This window comes from Thermostilla marina, assembly GCF_054657455.1.
The window spans coordinates 1,536,230-1,554,156 of sequence record NZ_BAAHYR010000001.1 but is presented as its reverse complement, the minus strand read 5'-3'; the positions used below and the strand labels follow the sequence as shown (position 1 = coordinate 1,554,156).

Annotated in this window: 16 protein-coding genes; 4 read left to right on the top strand and 12 right to left on the bottom strand. The window is 60.2% G+C overall.

Annotated features, from left to right (window positions below; translation table 11 throughout):
• Positions 1-165 precede the first annotated feature (165 nt).
• Entirely contained in the window at positions 166-1,059 is an 894-nt protein-coding gene (locus ACYQ2I_RS05580; RefSeq protein WP_460166013.1) for an MBL fold metallo-hydrolase, read from the bottom strand.
• 94 nt (positions 1,060-1,153) lie between these two features.
• Positions 1,154-1,999 (bottom strand): segregation and condensation protein A, encoded by an 846-nt coding sequence (locus ACYQ2I_RS05575; RefSeq protein ID WP_460166012.1) that lies wholly within the window; start codon positions 1,997-1,999, stop codon positions 1,154-1,156.
• 258 nt (positions 2,000-2,257) lie between these two features.
• Here ACYQ2I_RS05575 and ACYQ2I_RS05570 point away from each other — a divergent pair, with 258 nt between their 5' ends.
• Positions 2,258-2,779 carry an HIT family protein gene (locus ACYQ2I_RS05570; protein WP_460166011.1) on the top strand — a complete coding sequence of 174 codons (522 nt, stop codon included), beginning with the start codon at positions 2,258-2,260 and terminating at the stop codon, positions 2,777-2,779.
• 376 nt (positions 2,780-3,155) lie between these two features.
• Positions 3,156-4,292, top strand: coding sequence for a PIN/TRAM domain-containing protein (locus ACYQ2I_RS05565; RefSeq protein ID WP_460166010.1), 1,137 nt, complete (start codon positions 3,156-3,158; stop codon positions 4,290-4,292).
• Between the two features lie 32 nt (positions 4,293-4,324).
• Here ACYQ2I_RS05565 and ACYQ2I_RS05560 read toward each other — a convergent pair whose 3' ends face one another.
• Together ACYQ2I_RS05560 and ACYQ2I_RS05555 are read right to left on the bottom strand one after the other, a co-directional pair.
• On the bottom strand, positions 4,325-6,004 hold the full coding sequence (locus ACYQ2I_RS05560) for a thiamine pyrophosphate-binding protein (protein ID WP_460166009.1): 1,680 nt from the start codon (positions 6,002-6,004) through the stop codon (positions 4,325-4,327).
• Between the two features lie 271 nt (positions 6,005-6,275).
• Positions 6,276-6,800 (bottom strand): hypothetical protein, encoded by a 525-nt coding sequence (locus ACYQ2I_RS05555; RefSeq protein WP_460166008.1) that lies wholly within the window; start codon positions 6,798-6,800, stop codon positions 6,276-6,278.
• Positions 6,801-7,293: 493 nt separating this feature from the next.
• Here ACYQ2I_RS05555 and ribB point away from each other — a divergent pair, with 493 nt between their 5' ends.
• Together ribB and ACYQ2I_RS05545 are read left to right on the top strand one after the other, a co-directional pair.
• Positions 7,294-8,508 (top strand): 3,4-dihydroxy-2-butanone-4-phosphate synthase, encoded by a 1,215-nt coding sequence (gene ribB, locus ACYQ2I_RS05550; RefSeq protein WP_460166007.1) that lies wholly within the window; start codon positions 7,294-7,296, stop codon positions 8,506-8,508.
• 152 nt (positions 8,509-8,660) lie between these two features.
• Positions 8,661-9,809, top strand: a complete 1,149-nt coding sequence (locus ACYQ2I_RS05545) for a cellulase family glycosylhydrolase (protein WP_460166006.1) — start codon at positions 8,661-8,663, stop codon at positions 9,807-9,809.
• Here ACYQ2I_RS05545 and ACYQ2I_RS05540 read toward each other — a convergent pair.
• The 8 genes from ACYQ2I_RS05540 to ACYQ2I_RS05505 form a co-directional block, all read right to left on the bottom strand.
• Positions 9,792-10,490, bottom strand: coding sequence for an energy-coupling factor ABC transporter ATP-binding protein (locus tag ACYQ2I_RS05540; protein WP_460166005.1), 699 nt, complete (start codon positions 10,488-10,490; stop codon positions 9,792-9,794). The two genes, ACYQ2I_RS05545 and ACYQ2I_RS05540, sit on opposite strands and share 18 nt — an antisense overlap.
• A complete protein-coding gene (cbiQ, locus tag ACYQ2I_RS05535; protein ID WP_460166004.1) occupies positions 10,487-11,257 on the bottom strand; it encodes a cobalt ECF transporter T component CbiQ in 771 nt (256 codons plus the stop codon). Before cbiQ ends, ACYQ2I_RS05540 begins: the two co-directional genes overlap by 4 nt.
• Complete coding sequence (locus tag ACYQ2I_RS05530; protein WP_460166003.1) at positions 11,254-11,973, bottom strand: hypothetical protein; 720 nt, start codon at positions 11,971-11,973, stop codon at positions 11,254-11,256. Before ACYQ2I_RS05530 ends, cbiQ begins: the two co-directional genes overlap by 4 nt.
• 23 nt (positions 11,974-11,996) lie before the next feature.
• Positions 11,997-12,635, bottom strand: a complete 639-nt coding sequence (gene cbiM / locus ACYQ2I_RS05525) for a cobalt transporter CbiM (RefSeq protein ID WP_460166002.1) — start codon at positions 12,633-12,635, stop codon at positions 11,997-11,999.
• Between the two features lie 87 nt (positions 12,636-12,722).
• On the bottom strand, positions 12,723-13,499 hold the full coding sequence (locus ACYQ2I_RS05520; RefSeq protein ID WP_460166001.1) for a DUF4198 domain-containing protein: 777 nt from the start codon (positions 13,497-13,499) through the stop codon (positions 12,723-12,725).
• A 213-nt stretch (positions 13,500-13,712) separates the two neighbouring features.
• Entirely contained in the window at positions 13,713-16,415 is a 2,703-nt protein-coding gene (locus ACYQ2I_RS05515; RefSeq protein WP_460166000.1) for a GH39 family glycosyl hydrolase, read from the bottom strand.
• 262 nt (positions 16,416-16,677) lie between these two features.
• Entirely contained in the window at positions 16,678-17,109 is a 432-nt protein-coding gene (nikR, locus tag ACYQ2I_RS05510; protein ID WP_460165999.1) for a nickel-responsive transcriptional regulator NikR, read from the bottom strand.
• A 59-nt stretch (positions 17,110-17,168) separates the two neighbouring features.
• Positions 17,169-17,924, bottom strand: coding sequence for a YebC/PmpR family DNA-binding transcriptional regulator (locus ACYQ2I_RS05505; protein ID WP_460165998.1), 756 nt, complete (start codon positions 17,922-17,924; stop codon positions 17,169-17,171).
• Between the last annotated feature and the right edge of the window lie 3 nt (positions 17,925-17,927).

Here is a 17,927-nt window from a genome sequence, read left to right as displayed (position 1 = left end):
TCTCGGAATCGGTGAAGATGCCTTGCCACGTCGTCATCCACCGACGGGCAACGCCCTATTGTAGACACACCGGGGAACGGTTCGAAAGCGATTCCGTCGGCATGAAAGATTCTCGTGGCTTCGTAAACGCGGGAGGAACGCCGTGCCGATACTCCCGACTCATCGCTACAACCATAGCCGCAAACGGCCGTCGAGCATGTCGGGAATCGCCCGGCGGACATAGCGCGCCACTTGGCGCGTGTGGTACCGCGTACTGAAGTGTGCACCGATGATCAATTCGTTGGCGAACCGATCGCGGCGTTCGAGCAGGTCGTCCAAGTGGATGTGGCCGAACTTCCGAATCTTCTCACGGCGATGCTTTCGCGCCACGAAAGTCAATTCGAGAATCAAAACCTCACTTCGGTAAAGGTCGGGCACCTCGTCCAATACATCGATCAGGCAATCGCCCAGGTAGGCCACCCGCGGAATCCGAAGCTCATTCGTGATCTCGACGCCCGAAAGCTTCAGGTCGCGAATTTTCTCGCCCGGTAGGCCCAGGAATTCTTCTTTGAGCTTCCGCCGGCATTCCCAAACCATGTATCCGACCGAGGGCACCGTGTGACGCGTGGGGACGGTCGTAACCAGCAAATCCCGCGAAAGTGAATACTCTTCGCCCGGTTCGACCCCGATCAGTTCGCAGGGAAGCCTTCCGCGATCGAGCCGTTCAAATGCCCGCAGTAACCGGCGGATCGGTTCGACGGCCGACTTCGGGACATAGATCGTCGGCGGCGCCATCTTCATCATTCGGCGGCGTGAAACGTAAGCCGCAACGCCTGCTACATGGTCGATATGCGTGTGCGTGACAAACCAATTGGGCGTTCCCATGAACGCCCACGGCTGCGCGCCCAGGTCGAATCCCAAACGCATCTCGGGAATGCGCCAATACGACTGAACGGCCGCCCGCGAATACCCCTCGATCGTGATGTTCTTGAACTTCAACGACCGAACGGGAAGGTCGTCCAGCATCGTCGGTTCATCTTGATCGGCGACGGAGCGCCGGGTGTTTTCCGGTTCCTGCATGCTTCGTCTGCAATTGAATCCGTAGGCTTGAAGAAACAGCGGTGATCCCTAGCGACGCCGGGCCAGAGTGCTTTTGGCACTTTGCCGCTTGCGTTCACGCCGCCGTGGGATCGGTAGATCGATTCGGAAGGCGGTGTTCGTCGCCTCGACCGAAACGGAACTCGGCGGGTGCGTCGTCTCGGACAAAGAGCCAGATTTCGCCGAACAACTCGTTCTGTTCCAATCGAACGTACTTGTAGCGCACCAGCTCGAGGCAGGCCAAGAACATGCCGACCAACGTCGATTTGTGCATTCCCGGCCGGAACAGCCGCACAAAGGGAAGTTTACGTTCCCGCTGCAACCGCGTGAAGATCCTCTCCATGAACACATGGATCGGCGTCTCGTCGTAGACGATGCTCGACGGCTTGACGGCCACGTTGTCCCGCAAGATTCGGGCAAAGGCGCTCACCAAGTCCCAAAGCTGGACTTCTTGGACGGGTTCTTCGGCCGGATTTCGCTCGCGCTTGCCGATGTCGTCGCTCATGCGGCGATACTGCAACTGCCATTGCCGGCTGCGTTCGTCCAGTACCGAGGCCGCATCGCGGTACTTCTTGTACTCCAGCAACCGCTGCACCAATTCCTCGCGGAGCTGTTCGCCTTCCTCGTCGTAGACCTCTTGCCGGGGCAAAATCTCGTGCGACTTGATCTCGATGAGTCTGCCCGCGACGGCGAGATATTCGGCAGCCTCGTTTACGTCGAGCACTTCGACGGCGTCAAGAAACTCGAGAAATTGCTCGGTAATCGCCGAGACGGGAATCTCCGTGATTTCGACCTCGTGCTTGCGCACAAGGTACAGCAGCAGGTCCAGCGGCCCGCGAAACACGTCCAAATCGACCCGAAAGTCGGTACCGGTCATCGGTTTTCCCGTCTCGATGCCCCAGCGATCTCCACCGGCGTTCACACGGCCCCCGTTAGCCCCCACGGTCGAAAGCATTTTCACCAGTCTACCGTTTTTCCCCGCTTTGCGGGAGACGTCTTTGTCGTTACCATCCTACGATGTTCCGCCACTAGGCTTGCTACACAAGCCGGGCGACGCATCGACGCGTCCTTTCGGCAATGCCGGTCGAGGGCGATAATGAGCGTTTTCGGGCGAAACGGCCCCTCGGCCCCGGATCGAGAATCGTACCACACCCTATGATGGGAGGATCGCGCCGTGAGTATGGATCGCATTTGGGCACCGTGGCGACTGGCCTACGTACAATCGGCAGATGAGCGCAAACCGGCTCCCATTCCGCCGGAAAAGCTCCTGCCCGACGCCGATCCCGAATGCTTTCTGTGTCAGGCGGTTGCTGCTCCCGACGATCCCGATCGACTGGTCGTCACTCGCGACGAACGCACGATCGTCGTCTTGAATCGGTTTCCCTACAACAACGGTCATCTGCTCATCGCCCCGTGCCGCCATGTGGGCGACCCTCGCAAGCTCACAAGCGACGAGCATGCCGCCCTGATGGACACAATGACGCGAATGCTCGATTTGCTCGAAGACATCCTGCAGCCGCATGGATTCAATGTCGGTGCTAACCTCGGGCGAGTAGCCGGGGCCGGACTACCGGGACACCTCCACTGGCATGTCGTTCCGCGCTGGAACGGCGACACGAATTTCATGCCCGTCTTGGCCGACACCAAGGTCATCCCCCAAAGTCTCGAATCCCTCCGAGAAGCCTTGCGTAAGAAGCTCTAGCAAATCGTCGGGAAGCGTAGGGCGCGCCCCCCCAATAACGTGGTGCCGCCGAAAGCGAAAAGTTGGGACTTTCGTCGGTCCGGTTCTGGACGTACAATACGAAATGGTGTCCCACCGATAGGGAAAGTGCATACTCACAAGCAGGGGAATTTTCCTCACCGAATCAACAATATCGTGGCACATCTTAGGACGAGATCCACGAAGAAGAGGCAACATTTGGGGCTCGATAGGGTAGTCGTAGGGTTTTCTGCCCTATGTTTCGGGAGGAAGGAAACGACGAATCTAGCCACAGCGACACCGAAACAGCGTCGCAGCGCCGCACCCTACTTCCCCGTTCCCGATTAAGACGACAGTTCAGCGGAACAGATTCGATCTCATGGCCTTAGCGATTCTACGTTGCGTGTTCATTTTGGTTTCCGCGGGCGTGGCGGTGATCATCGTCAAATCGGGAACGTATCCTCCCGACGCGCCGATGCTCCCGTGGGGAATCTTTCTCGGCATCATGGCGATCGCCGTGACGGTCATTGCCATCGACGCGCTCGTCCCCCGCAAGCGTTTGGACACGATTTCGGCCGTGTATTTCGGGCTGATCGTCGGGTTGTTCCTGTCGTACGTGGCCGGTCTTGCCCTCACGCCGGTTCTGGAAAGCTGGCAGGCCGATCCGCTCATACGCAACGAAGTTCAGCTCGTTCTTGCCTGCGTATTGTGTTACGTGTGCATCAGCATGTTGATGCAAACCAAGAACGAGTTTCGATTCATCATTCCTTACGTCGAATTCACGAAGGAAGTCAAAGGGCGCCAGCCGTTCATCCTCGATACCAGTGCCGTGATCGACGGACGTATTCTCGACTTGGTCGAAACGAACCTGTTCGATAGCCGGCTGGTGATGCCCAAGTTCGTCATCCACGAACTTCAAATGGTGGCCGATAGTTCCGATCGCCAAAAACGTGTGCGAGGACGCCGCGGACTCGACATCCTCAACCGCCTGCGGTCGTCACCGCACGTCGACTTCAGCATCTACGACCGCGACTTGCCTGAATTCGCCGGACAATCGGTGGATATGAAGCTGGTCACGTTGGCAAAGCATCTCGAAGGCAAGCTCGTCACCAACGACTACAACCTGAACAAGATCGCCAAATTGCACGGGGTGAAGGTCATCAATGTGAACGATCTTGCCAACGCCCTGAAACCGCAATTCTTGCCCGGCGACGAAATCCAGATCCACGTGCTGCGCCCCGGTGAAGAACCGTCGCAGGGAGTCGGCTATCTCGAAGACGGTACGATGGTCGTCGTCGAAGATGGAAAGCCTTACATCGGCCAGACCATCGGCATCTCGGTCACCAGCGTGCTCCAGACCAGCGCCGGGCGAATGGTATTCGGCCGTTATGTGCGCACGATCGACCACGACTCGCCGAACGACCAGTCGAACGCACAAGCGTCCTCAAACGAAGGAAACGGCCGGGAGAAAACAGGAACCGATTCTCGACGCGGCAACGCGCGCCGCCGGAACTGAGTTCCTTCTTTCGGACGTTGAAATCCTGCGGCTTAGTCCCAATTCGCCGGCCGGACGGGAACTTCGACCAACAGCGGCTCTTCCGAAGCCCAGCCGGTTCGCACCAAATCGGCCAGCGCGTCGGGAGACTCGGCGCGCGCCGCACGCACGCCGAACGCCTGCGCCAGGCCGACGAAATCGATCACCGGCTGATCCAGATCCAACGCCAGATACTCATCGCGACACGCGTGCGGCAATTGCAACACGCGCGAACAGTCTTTCAGAATCTTGTACTGCCGGTTGTTCGTGACGACGAAGACCGTGGGAATCCGGTAACGTGCCGCCGTCCACAAACCTTGGATCCCGTAGAGGGCGGAACCGTCGCCCAGAATCGCCAGCACGGGGCGTTCGGGCCAGGCCAGCTTGACCCCGATCGCGCAATTCAGGCCCCAGCCCAAAGCCCAACCTCGATGCGCAAAATACCCGGAGGTATTCGGCAGCGCACCGCTGCGTTCCAAATAGGCGCCGGTCGTGGTCGGCGATTCTTCGACCACGGCGACATCCGGCGGCAGGATTCTTGCCAAAGTCTCCATGACCGCCGGAGGTTCCATCGGCCTGGCATCCATCCGGGCTTCCGCATCACGACGCAATTTTTCGCGCCGCTGAGCATTCCTGGCCGCCCAGTCCCGGCGCCGTGCCGACGCGCGTTCTTCCGCATCCCGAGTCCAATAGTCGTTCAACGCGGCCGTCAACGCGTTCATCGACTCGGCCGGGTGTCCCAACACACCGACCTCGATTCGGTGATTCTTTTCGAGTTCCCAGGGATCCTCATCGAGTTGCACGATCTGCACGTGCTCGGGCATCGGTCCCGGCTGGTGGTAGATGTACTGTTGGAACAGTTTCATGCCCACCACCAGCAATACGTCGTAGGGTTCGAGACATTCTCGAATCTGCGGCGACCAAAAAGGCAGGTAACCTCCGAACAGATCATGATCGCACGGAAACGCGCTACGGCCGTGCGTCGTTGCATTTTCGACCAGCACCGGCGCCCCGAGCTTTTCGACCAATGCCACCAACGACTCCACGGAGCCGGCCTCCTGGACGCGAGAACCGACCAAGACGGCAGGCGATTTTGCCTCGGCAAGAATCTTGGCGGCCCGCTCAACGGCCCCGACGGGCGGACGCACGCGATCGTCGGGCACATGCGGAGCGTGCGTGTCCAAATCGGCTTGGGCGGTTTGCACGTCCAACGGCAGCGAGAGGAAAACCGGTCCCGTCGGCGGTGTAAGCGCCGTCTTGATCGCGCGCCGCACGGCCGAAGGGATATCTTCGACCCGACGGACCTCAACCGACCATTTCGTCCACGGTCGCGTCACGTCGACCATCTCCCCCCACAAGATCGGCTCCTCGAACATCATCCGCTGGTCCTGCTGCCCGGCCGTCAGCACCAAGGGAACGTTCCCGCGAAAGGCGTTGTAGAGCATCCCCATCGCGTTCCCAAGGCCGCAACTGATGTGCAGATTGACAACACCGGGAATCCGGGAGGCCTGCGCAAACCCGTCGGCAATCGCCACCGCGGGAATCTCTTGCAGCGTCATGATGTACTCGAGTCTCGGCTCGTCGAGCAACGCGTCGTTCAACGGCAGCTCGGTCGTCCCCGGATTGCCGAAGATGTACGGCACTCCGGCCTCGGCCAAGATCGCCAATAATCCGCGAATTCCCGTCATCGGCATGACGCACCTTCCTCCCGGAACAGACTCCGCCGACCGGCTCCGAACAATCGGACAGCACGACTGCTGCGAGTGTACCCGGCCGGACGGCGTTCCTTCAACCGTCGGTGGCGGCTTGCGTTCGGGCATTCGCAAGGTCGTATCGCAGCGTCGCTCCGCCAGCCCGCCGACACGAAACGCCCTTGGACCGAATGGTTCGATCCAGGGGCGTTTTCGTCGGAGGTGTTTGTCGATTGTCGGGCGTTTGCTCAAACGCCGTGCCGTTTGTATGTCACTAGCGAGTCGTAGAACCGTCGTCGCTCGCCGTCTTCGGACGCGGCAACGGTTTGGCGGCCACCCGCACAGGCTCGGCCGGAGTCGGCTTTTCTACCACCTTCGGCATGTTGGAAACCATCGGATCCGTTACGGGCGAGGTATGTACCTTGGCACCGCACGTGGCACAGCCGCTCCCGACGGGCGTGCCGACTACGGCAGGCCCGATCGTTCCCGCAGGCGTTCCCGTCCAGTTGCCGAGGTGATCGCAGTTCTCACATTCGGCAGGTGTGCCGCCCCAATCTCCCCAATATCGCTCTCCGCAGTCGGGACACGCGTAGCCGACGGCCAACATGTCGAAAAACCAGCTCAAAGGGCCACGGTAACATCCCGTCGCGCCGCAGGTGCCGGGAGTCGCACAAGGTGTCTCGCCGCACGCCTCGCACGCTCCGGCGGGAGCATACACCGGCCTGCAGTGGACGGCACAACAGCCCAGCGAAACCGTCGCCAACAGCATCGCAATCAGAGCCAAATACCGTGTGGTCATCGAATATCTCGCCTTGTCGTGAAGAATGCTCTCGACGATCCGGCTCGGAACCGAATTCCGCACCGGTTCCGAAGCCACGCAGTCTTTCCTGAACGTCCATCGGCCAGAGGGGGCAGCAGAATCCACAAAATCCCTACAATCGCTACTCTTTTCCCGTTTTGCCTTGCAAATGCCGATGGCTCTCCGGCCGGCCGCGTGGTGTTGGAGCGAACCGATTACTCTCCCCCCCAGTAGAACACAATATTGCGTGCAAGCTCCCGCAGAATACGAGCTGTTTTTGACGGCACTTCCGAGCGATTTCCTCGCAGCGTACAATGAACAGGGGAACATCGTCGGCGCCCCTCATTCGGCGGAGAACGAACGACATTGCCGACGAGTGCGACCGCCCGCGCAAAAAACGTCGGCCGCCGGCGGGCCTGCGGACACGCCTTCAGCAAGCAACATAACTCTTAGGCACACAATAACTTGCTACGCCAAGACGAGGATTAGATCGGTGACGAGCCAGTTTTCGACGGTGGAAGAAGCCGTTGACGCCATCGCCCGTGGAGAAGTCGTCATCGTTCTCGACGACGAACAACGCGAGAACGAGGGGGATTTCATCTGCGCAGCCGAAAAAGTCACCCCCGAGATCGTGAACTTCATGATAACCCACGGGAGGGGGTTGCTTTGCGCTCCCGTGTTGCCCGAGGTCTGTGAGCGCCTCGACTTGCCGCAGATGGTCAAGGTCAACACGGCGCCTCTGGCGACCTCGTTTACCGTGCCGGTCGATCATCGCACCTGCAAGACGGGCATCACCGCCCAAGAGCGCGCCGCGACGATCAAGGCGCTCGTCGACCCGAAAAGCCGTCCCGGCGATTTCGTGAGGCCGGGGCACGTGTATCCTTTGGCCGCAAAAGAAGGCGGTGTCTTGCGGCGTGCCGGTCACACCGAAGCGGCAGTCGATCTCGCCCGCATGGCGGATCTCGCACCGGCCGGCGTCCTGTGTGAAATCCTCAACGATCGCGGCGACCGTGCTTCGCGCGATGAACTCCTCGAATTGGCCCGGCGCTTCAACTTGCGAATCATCACGATCGAGCAGTTGATCCAGCATCGCCGCGTTCGGGAGAAGCTCGTGTATCGCCAGGCCGAAGCCCTCTTGCCGACCAAGTACGGCGAAGGGCGCATCGTCGTTTACGGCGTGCGATACGAAGATCAAGAGCCGCTCGCGATCGTGCTTGGTGATCCGGCCCAGCGACAAGCGCCCTTGGTGCGCTTGCATTCCTCCTGCTTCACCGGCGACTTGGTAGCCTCGTTGCGGTGCGACTGCGGCGACCAATTGCACTTGGCGTTGCAAATGATGGCCCAGGAAGGCGCCGGGGTGCTCGTCTATTTGCCGCAAGAAGGCCGAGGAATCGGCCTCGCCGAGAAGATCAAGGCTTACCATCTGCAAGACCAAGGGATGGACACCGTCGAGGCGAATCTGGCGCTCGGCCATCGCGCCGACTGCCGAGACTACGGCGTCGGTTTGCAAATCCTGAAAGATTTGCGGTTGACGAAGATCCGGCTGCTGACGAACAACCCGAAAAAGACCGACGCCTTCATCTACAGCGGCTTCGATATCGAAGTCGTCGACCAGGTTCCGATCGTCGGCCCGGTCAACGAATTCAACGCGAAATATCTGGCCACCAAGCGCGACAAGATGGGCCACAGGCTGCCGGACGACTTCTGATTCATCCTGACGGTACGCTCCGTTCGCTCGTCCTCCGCAAAGCGTGCGAAGTCGGCTTGCATTGCGGTGCGGCTCTGTGCATTCTGGACGGATACACGGGAATGCCCGAGGCCTACCTTTCACGCCACGCCAAGTCACGAACGGGGGAAATCATGTCGCACACCGCTTCGCGTCGTCGATTTTTGCAAACCGCCGGTGCTCTCACGCTGACCGCTTCGCTCGGAGGTCGCCTGCCCGCGGCCGAGAAGTCGATCGAGCCGCCCAAGCAAGCCCTGCCTCGATGGCGAGGCTTCAACCTGATCAATTTCTTCCAGGCCTTCAGCTCGGATGAACCGGGCGACATGACTGTGCGGGAAGACGATTTACGCTGGATGGCCGAGTGGGGCTTCGATTTCGTTCGACTCCCGATGGACTACTGGATGTGGATCGACTCCGATTGGCGGCAAACCCGCACACTCCGCCCGGACGATTTGTTCAAGATCAAAGAAAGTACGCTCGAAAAAGTGGATCGCGCGGTCGAGCTTTGCGTGAAGTACGGGCTACATGTGAATCTCAACTTTCACCGGGCTCCCGGCTATTGCATCAACAATCCTGATCGTGAACCCCTCGTGCTCTGGAAAGACAAAACGGCGCAGGAAGCGTTCGTCTACCACTGGACGCTGTTCGCGAAACGCTACCGCGGTTTTCCTCGGGAACAGGTCAGCTTCAATCTTGTGAACGAGGCTCCCACGCCGAAGGAAGGCTACATGACCGCCGAGGACTACTGCCGGGTCATGAAGCTCGCGATCGATGCGATTCGTGCCGTTTCTCCTGATCGCATCATTATCGTCGACGGCCTGTCGGTCGGTCGGAACGTCGTCGAAGGGCTGATTCCCACGAAGGTCGCGCAAAGCACCCACGCCTATTACCCGGCCCAGATCAGTCACTACCGAGCAAGCTGGGTCGACAAGGAGAGCAAGTTCCCCACCCCCACGTGGCCGATCCTCAACAAAGACGGGTCGATCAAAATCGGAAGGGAAACGCTGGAAGAGCTTTACCGTCCTTGGGGAGAACTCGCCCGCAGCGGAATCGGCGTTCACTGCGGCGAATGCGGCTGCTTCAACAAGACGCCCTATCGCGTCTTCCTGGGCTGGTTCGAAGACGTCCTCGACATCCTAACCGGCCACGGGATCGGGTACGCCTTGTGGAACTTCCGCGGTCCCTTCGGGATTCTCGATTCGGGTAGAACGGACATCGAGTACGAGGATTGGCACGGTCACCAGCTCGACCGCACTTTACTGAGCCTACTGCAACGGTACTGACCGTTTCGCGCAGTCGGTCGGGCCATCGACCGGAACGATGGCCCCGTCGCGCAATTCGACGAGTCGATCGACCGTGCTTTCGAGAAACGGGCGATCGTGCGATACGATGAGCATCGCCTGCGGCAATCGTGCAACCGCTTCGCGCACGCGTTCCACGGCCGTTTCGTCGAGCCCCGCCGTCGGTTCGTCCAGAAGTAGAACGTCCGGCTCCATCGCCAGCACGGCCGCCAGGGCGACCATGCGCTTTTCGCCGCCCGACAGCCGATAGGTGATCCGGTTTTCCATACCCGACAGGCCCAACGAGTCCAACGTACGGCGCACGATCCGCCGGACTTCGTCTCGGGTCTTCCCTTGGTTGAAGGGACCGAACGCGACGTCTTCGGCTACCGTCGGGCAGAAAAGCTGATCGTCGGAATCCTGAAACAACAGCCCCACGCGACCGAGAATCTCGTCGAAATCGGCCGTTCGCCGTCGCACCTTTCCCAAGACTTCGACCGTTCCCGAGTTCGGCGAAAGCAAACCGACGATCAACCCCAACAACGTCGTCTTGCCGCTTCCGTTCGGACCGATCAGGCCGACCTTTTCCCCGGCGCGCAACGCGAACGAACATCCGCACAACACCGGCAAATGCTCGGCGTAGGCGAAGGTTACGTCGTTCAGTCGCACCAGAGGTTCGCTCATGCCGTCACTTCGAGAACGATCATACACGCCAACACGATCAACGCCGCCGCCACGAAAAGCAAGTCGATCCAATGAAAGTGGAAATGATCCAACAGGTAAAATCGGCCGCGAAAACCCCGCAATCGCATCGCACGCGCAACGCGTTCGGAACGTTCCAGGCTACGCACCAACAACATGCCGATCAAGTATCCGAACGCCCGATACACGTGCCGCGAGGTTTTACGCCGGAAACCGCGCAGTCGCATCGCCGTTCGCAGGCGAACGTATTCGCCGAACAAGACTTCCAAATACCGTACCGCAAACAACAACAAGTGCACCAATCGGTCGGGCACGTGCAGATGAGCGAGCGCATGGCCCAACATCGGCAATTCCATCGTGCCCAGCAACGCCAACATCACCGCCACGATCGCGTTTGCCCGCAAGGCCGTATGCCATACGACCAGCACCCCGGTCGCCGAATACGTCAACGGGCCGACCGTCGCCAACGGCCGACCTTCCACGCTCCACGGCACGACAAGCGCCATCACCAACACGAATACGTTGACCGGCAGCAATCTCCGCAGAAACCATTGGGCCGGCAAGCGCGCAATCGCTGCCACGAGAAGGGCGGTCCCCAACCCCGCAACCAGCGCCGACTCGCTTTGTAAGAACGCAGTGGTGAATGCAAAGGCGACAAACACCAGCACGCGCGTTCGCGGATCGATTCGGTTCAACGGGGAATGCCGCAACCGATCATCGAATCGAAATACCAGCGGCGCCGTACTCATGCGAGATCGCCGTCTTCTTCGCTCGTCGGGTGACGCGTTTCGGACGCCCCGACCGATTGCTTCCGCATGGCGAAATAGTAGGCCACGCCGGTCAATCCCAAGATGAAACCGATACCGCCCAAGATGTCGCGCAACCACAATCGCTCGCGGAGTGCTTGGACATCCTCGCGCAGTCGGATGATTTGCGTTCTCAGCGCGGCTACTTGCACGGCTGCGTCGCTCTCGGCTCCGGGCTCGTGTTCGCCGGATGTCTCAACTGCGGCAGACGCGACTTTATCGCCTTGAGGTGGCCCCTCTTTCGGCAATGCCGATTCCGATTCGGCCGCCGCCGTTTGGATGTCGCCTGCCTCGGTGCCGAATTCTTCGGCGGTGATCGTATATTCTGCGGTGTGCCCTTCCCCGGCATCGACGACGATTCGCACATCTTGCGGTTTGGGCATTTCGTACGAAAAGTTGCCCTGCTCGTCCGTCTCGATCACGACCGGTTCCGATTGGTCCTCGGTAATCACCCGTACCGGACAGTGCTTGCAGGGGCTACCGCCGCGAAAGTATGCCCGGCCTTCGATCCGCATGCCGACCGGCGCCGCGAAGACATACACCTGGTGCGCGGCGGCCGTCTCCGCCGAGAGCCCCATGCTGAAGAACGTGATCACCAAGGCGGCCGCGTGCAGGTATCGCCGAGTCGTCCCGCCCTCGCGACGATTTGCTCTGTTCACCGATTCGCTCCCGTTTTCCAACGTCACCATTCCCGCATTGCCAAACGCGGCGCATCGAGCGTTTCCGGCCTTACTCGCCGCAAAAAGACGACAATCGAGGGAGTTACAACGGCTTCGATGATCGCTACGACGGCATCTCCCGCCCAGACGACCAGCGAGAAGACACGGAAATCGCGTCCACACGCCCAAATCGCACCGGCCACCAAACCGGCTCCCACGAGCACACTCAACGCCCCGGCCAAAGCGCCTCCGATCGCCACCCGGCGCACATCGTCGTGCGAAACGAGTCCTGAAAACAGGTACCAGCACACGACCCCCGGTGCCGCCATGTTGAACGTGTTCAGTCCCAGGGTGGTAATTCCCCCTTCTTGAAACAACAGGTATTGCAGGAACACGCCGACGAACACGACCGGAAACGTAGTCCACCCCAAAAGCATCCCCAACAATCCCGAAAGAACGAGGTGGATCGTCGTGAATCCCATCGGGATCTGGATCAACGAGGCGACAAAAAACGCCGAGGCCAGCAGGCTCACCTCCGGCAACCGCTCCGGGCGCAGACGGCGCAAGCCCAGAGCGATGCCGCCGACGGCAAGCCCCCAGCCTGCGGCCAGCACGATACTGCCGGAAGTCGTTTCACTCAAGATGCCGTCGGGAATGTGCATGAATCGTCACCGCACCAGGGACGCGCCTGCTCGAACCGTCGAGTCGCCGCCGAAGGGCTCCTCGACATCGACGTTTTCGCCCGGCGATCAGCGGATATCGACCGCCTTGACCCACAACAACCCGCCCCACTCGACGGGCACCTTCTCACCGGTCGGCGCCGTCATCGGTTCGTCGCCGTCGACCAATGCGGCAAAGCCCCACCATCCCGCCTTGGGAATCGAGTAACTGAACGTCCCCTGCGCGTCGGCCTTGATCACCTGCGTCACAAACGCATCGTTCGGCGCGGTCACGTCACCCGCGTCATTGAGATACTCGACTTCGATCGTCGCGAACGGTACCGGCTTTCCGTGTTTCCGCACGATTCCCCGGAACGTATTCCCCGTCCAGATACCGTACGGACGCACCAACGGCTCGATCTCGACAGGCAATCCGACGGATTTGTCCCAGCCCGATTCGTTACCCAAAAAGTTGACGACGACCTTCGTAAAGTGGACGATCATCTTCCCTTCGGCGGGTTCCCAATACGGTGCCGGTTCGATCCAAAAGACGTGATCGCCCGGCATCGCCAAACGGACATCGGCGGTGAAGGCTTGGTGGCCGTCGATTTGGCGGGCTTCCAATCGATCTTTCAAATCGATCGTGCGATCGCCGATGCGCACGGCGAACCGAGACGGTTCCTCCATTTGCATGACCGGCCCGCGCTCCATCGGATGCGTGAACCGGATATCCAACGTAACGTCTCGCTCTTGGGGTGAATCTACCACGTCGCGATCGGGAACGAGCACCAGGAAATGCCCGTTTGCCGTCGGGCAGACACACCACATCCCGAACACGATCGCACCGGCAACCAGTTGCCGTAACATGACGTCCCTCCTCGTCGACCACAGAACCCGACTCACGGTGCTTCCTCCAGGCCGCAAACCACTGCGACTGGTATTACCATTTGAGTCATTGTAATACCGCTGCGGCAGTGAGGTCAACGATCCATCCCAAATCCCACGAGACGGCTTCCAAACGAGGCTTTTCCCGGAGAGGTCATGTGCGAAAAGCGGCGAGGTAAAAACCTTTCGGCGGGCCTATTCGGGGCGAATCTCGATCAGCGACACCGCCATGTTCGGCAACACGACGTCCAACGCGGCGCGGCCTTCGTTCAGGTCGATGCGGGTGCGCGACGTTTCTTCCAAGGCGGCCGTTTCCAAGTTGTAGCGACCGTTGTTGTCGTCTCCCTGCTCGCGCACGTATCGCGTGTACGGATTGTTGTGCGCGCGATCGATTCGGTACTCGTTGACTTGAAGCCGGGCGGCATCCCACGGCAACTGCCTCAACTCGATGTGCCAGCGACGGGATTCGGGACGCAACACGTCGAAATGCCACAACAACAGCACGACGCGGTTCGCGTCGGCGGTGGCCGTCAGTCCGCCGCTATCGTCTTCCAAGATGCCGTCCTCGCCGGGAACCGACACGTGCACCTCGTCGTCCGCCAGGCGATTGTGCATCACCCACACGAAATATGGTGTCGTCGCCACGAATCCCTTGATCAACGGCAGACCGCTGTAGCGGGCGATCGTTTGATCGTCGTAATGAAACTTCACTCCTTCCCGTCGGGCTCCGGCAACGGCCCGTCGGGGATCGTCCAACAACCGCCAGGCAGTCGCAACGGCGCCGTTCTCCCCGGCCACAGTCAACCGCGGATCCCCCCATACGGCCCAGTCGGCGGTCGATTTCCCCGCCGGCCCCGCGTTCGTTCGAAACTCCAACCGGATGCGCTTTCCGGCGTAAGCGGCCAGAGAAATGCGATGCGTCGTCCATTGGTCGGGACGCACATGGACGTCGAGCAACTTCCGGGCACGAGCCCCGTCGTCGGCCCACAACTGGAATCCGCAGCCGTCCCCGCCGACCGGCAAACGCACGACACCGGTTCCGACTTCCAATCGCGGATCACCGTTCTCCGGCACGTCGACCTCCACGCGGCAAAAGCTGTACGTTCCCGCTCCGTTGGGCGGATGCAACCGAAAGCCTTCCCGTGCTGTCCCGGCACAGGTGAACATGCCCGGTTCGTAACATACCGGGCTTTCGGAACTGCGAGAAAACGGACCCTCGTGCTCGATCAACGTGACCGGTGCTTGCTCGACGGGCAGGAAGTGGTTGAAACTGACGATGCTCGACTTGGTCAATCCGGCGCGGCGTTGATAATGCAGCGCGGCCGCCAAGTACGCAGCGCCGAACTCGTCGTCTTGCTCCGCCGTCCGTGCCCACTGATTCCATTCATCGAGCACGTACTCCATTGCCGAGGCCTGTTCCGGATAATAGGTCTCGACCGCCAAACGAATGGCCCGCGTCACCGCCTCGTATTCCCGAGGATGGGCCTTTCGGTAGGCGTGAAAACACAGAAAATCCAGCGGCAATCGGTGCTCGCGGCAGTATTTCAAGAACCCGACCAGCATCGACGAGGGCTTTCCCGCAGCGTCGATCGAACGGGCCAACGCCGGACCGCCGACCTTCGCGTCGGGAGCGATTCGTTTCACGATTTGCGAGGTTCGCTCGTACAAGCGGTAGATCGTTTCGGGAACAGCTTGTCCGCGACCGACGGGCAAATCCCCCTCGTTCAGTGCGGTCACCCAGTAACGGACGGGCACCTTCCGTTCGACCGCCAAGTGTCGCACGATCCGCGTCATCAACTCGTCCCACAAGGCCAAGTCGGCCGGCGGTGCATACGCGCGTTCTGTTTTCGGAATCGACGGATCGACGAGTGCCGAGGGGGTATGATACGCCAATCGCACATACGGTTCGGCACCGGCCGACAAGAAAATGTCGAGCAACCGATCGAAGTCCGAGAAGTCGGTCACCAGCCGTCCGGCATCGTCCAGCTCGACGCGTGTTCCCCACAGCCACCCTTCGGAGAACGCGACCAACCGCACCATGCGGAAACCCGCCTGACGGAAGAGGCGGTATTCCGGGCTGTTTTCGTCGAAAGGAATGGGACGCTGGCGACTGTTCCAGATGGTCGTACAATCGTGCACGCGTCGCAACGGCCGTCGCACATTGCAATCGACGACGGCAACCACGTCTTCTTTCGGTCCGTCGGCATACGGCAAACGCGGCGGCGTTGCTGCGACGCGCAAGTCACCGATCCACGCTTGCGCCGGTTGCGCCGCCGGCCCCCGTCTTCCGACGTAAATCGCGGTAGGCGCACCGGAAAAAATCACAGCGTTGTTCTTGTACGCGCGGCGGCCATCCGCCTCCAACATCAACCACAGCGCACCGCGGAAATCCGGGCGCCAACCGACCACAACGTCGTGACGTTCACCCGGCCGCCAATGCGAGACATCCAGATCGCACGCAACATGGACTTCGGGGCGACCACGGTAGGCAAAACGCAACAGCCCGTTGTCGGTCTTGAAGACGGTCACATGGCACTGTCCGTCGGCCAAATGGACGAACGTGTGCGCTTCACCGTCGTCACCATTCCAATCGGGCACGACGGTAAACGAAAGGGTGCCCTCGTTCGGCGTGAAAAGCTTTTCGACCGGCAGCGTAATGTACCCCTGATCGCCCAAGAACACCTCCGAGACACCGCCCTGATCCCGAAAGCGACACGTACCGTCGAAGCGACCACCGATCCGCGAAATTCCCGACTCGCTCCATTCGATTCGAGACGTCGCGGGAAGCGAGCGGTCCGATGCTTCGGCGCGTACGAAACCTCCTCGTACTACGATCGCCAGGGAAACAACCACGATTCCGATCAGGTGTACAGCAACAAGCGGTTTTCGGCCGGGCATTTCGTTCTTCCTCTTGTGCGTATCGTAGAACCGACAAAACATGCGGCGGTTTTACGAGTATAATCACGCCGACACAGGGCGGCACACAGACGGCGAAAGTTCGCCGGTTGCTATCTTCGAGAGAAAACGTAGGGATGGCGCCGGGGGAGTTTCCCCGCCAAGACGACGGCCCAATCGGGGATCAAGGCATGTCGAACGTGCAGCCGCTCGGCGCCGGGTCAAGACCAAGAAAACGCCTCAGAGGCGGGAACGCGATCTCGTATCAGTCGGTCGACTCATCCGGTACGTCTTCGGCCCGAGCAATGACCAACTCGCCGCGGAAGATTCCCTTCAGCCCCTTCAATTGAGCGGCCACCTCACGCACCCGCACCGCCGGACCGCGCAATACGATCACTTCCATGCACAAACTGTGCGTGAGATGCGTGTGCATCGTCGAGACGATCAGATCACCGGCATCGTGCTGCAATTCGAGAAGCTGATCGCGCAGCTTTGCCCGGTGATGATCGAATACCAGCGTCAACGTCCCGGCAACGTCGCCGGCATCGTCCATCCATGCGCGGCGAGTCAACGTCTCGCGAATGAGCTGCCGAACGGCTTCACTGCGGGTAGCGAATCGTTCGTCCCGGCAGAACCGATCGAACTCCTCGAGCAGATCCTCTTCCAGCGAAATGGAAAGACGCACGATTCGCGACACGCATCATCCTCCCGCCTGGAACAGCGTCGTGCAGCCTACGGGCATTCCGCGGCGATCGACTAACCGTCGCTCCCCAATTCGGCCATCAGCTCGTCGGGGATATTGAAATTCGACGAGACGTTTTGCACGTCGTCATGATCGTCGAGCCGCTCGAGCAATTTCAACACTTTACGTGCGGTGTCGGTATCGAGATCGACATAGTCATTGGGGATGAGCGACACCGATTTCGACTCGCATTCGATCCCGGCGTTTTCCAACGCCTCGCTCACGTCGGAAAACTGTCCCGGGTCACAGGTAACCTCGAAGCGACCGTCGTCGGGTTGAATGTCTTCGCCGCCCGCTTCCAAAACGACTTCCATCAGCTTTTCTTCGTCGACCTTGTCGGCCGAAACGACGAAGATTCCCTTTTTCTTGAACATCCAAGCGACGCTTCCGGCGGCTCCCATCTTCCCGCCGCCGACTTCAAAGATCTTGCGTAGTTCCGCGGTGGTTCGATTCCGGTTGTCGGTCAGCGCTTCGCACAAGATGGCCACACCGCCGGGACCGTAACCTTCGTAAACGACTTCCTCGACCTGCTGTCCTTCGAGTTCGCCGGTGCCGCGCTTGATCGCCCGCTCGATGTTGTCTTTGGGCATGTGGGCGGCTTTGGCATCCTCGATGGCGACGCGCAATCGCGGGTTCATTTTCGGGTCGCCGCCGCCCATCCGCGCCGCGACGATAATGGCCTTGGAAATCTTGCTCCAGATCTTCCCTCGCTTGGCATCATTGGCCGCTTTCTTGTGCTTGATACCGGCCCAATGGGAATGACCAGCCATGGA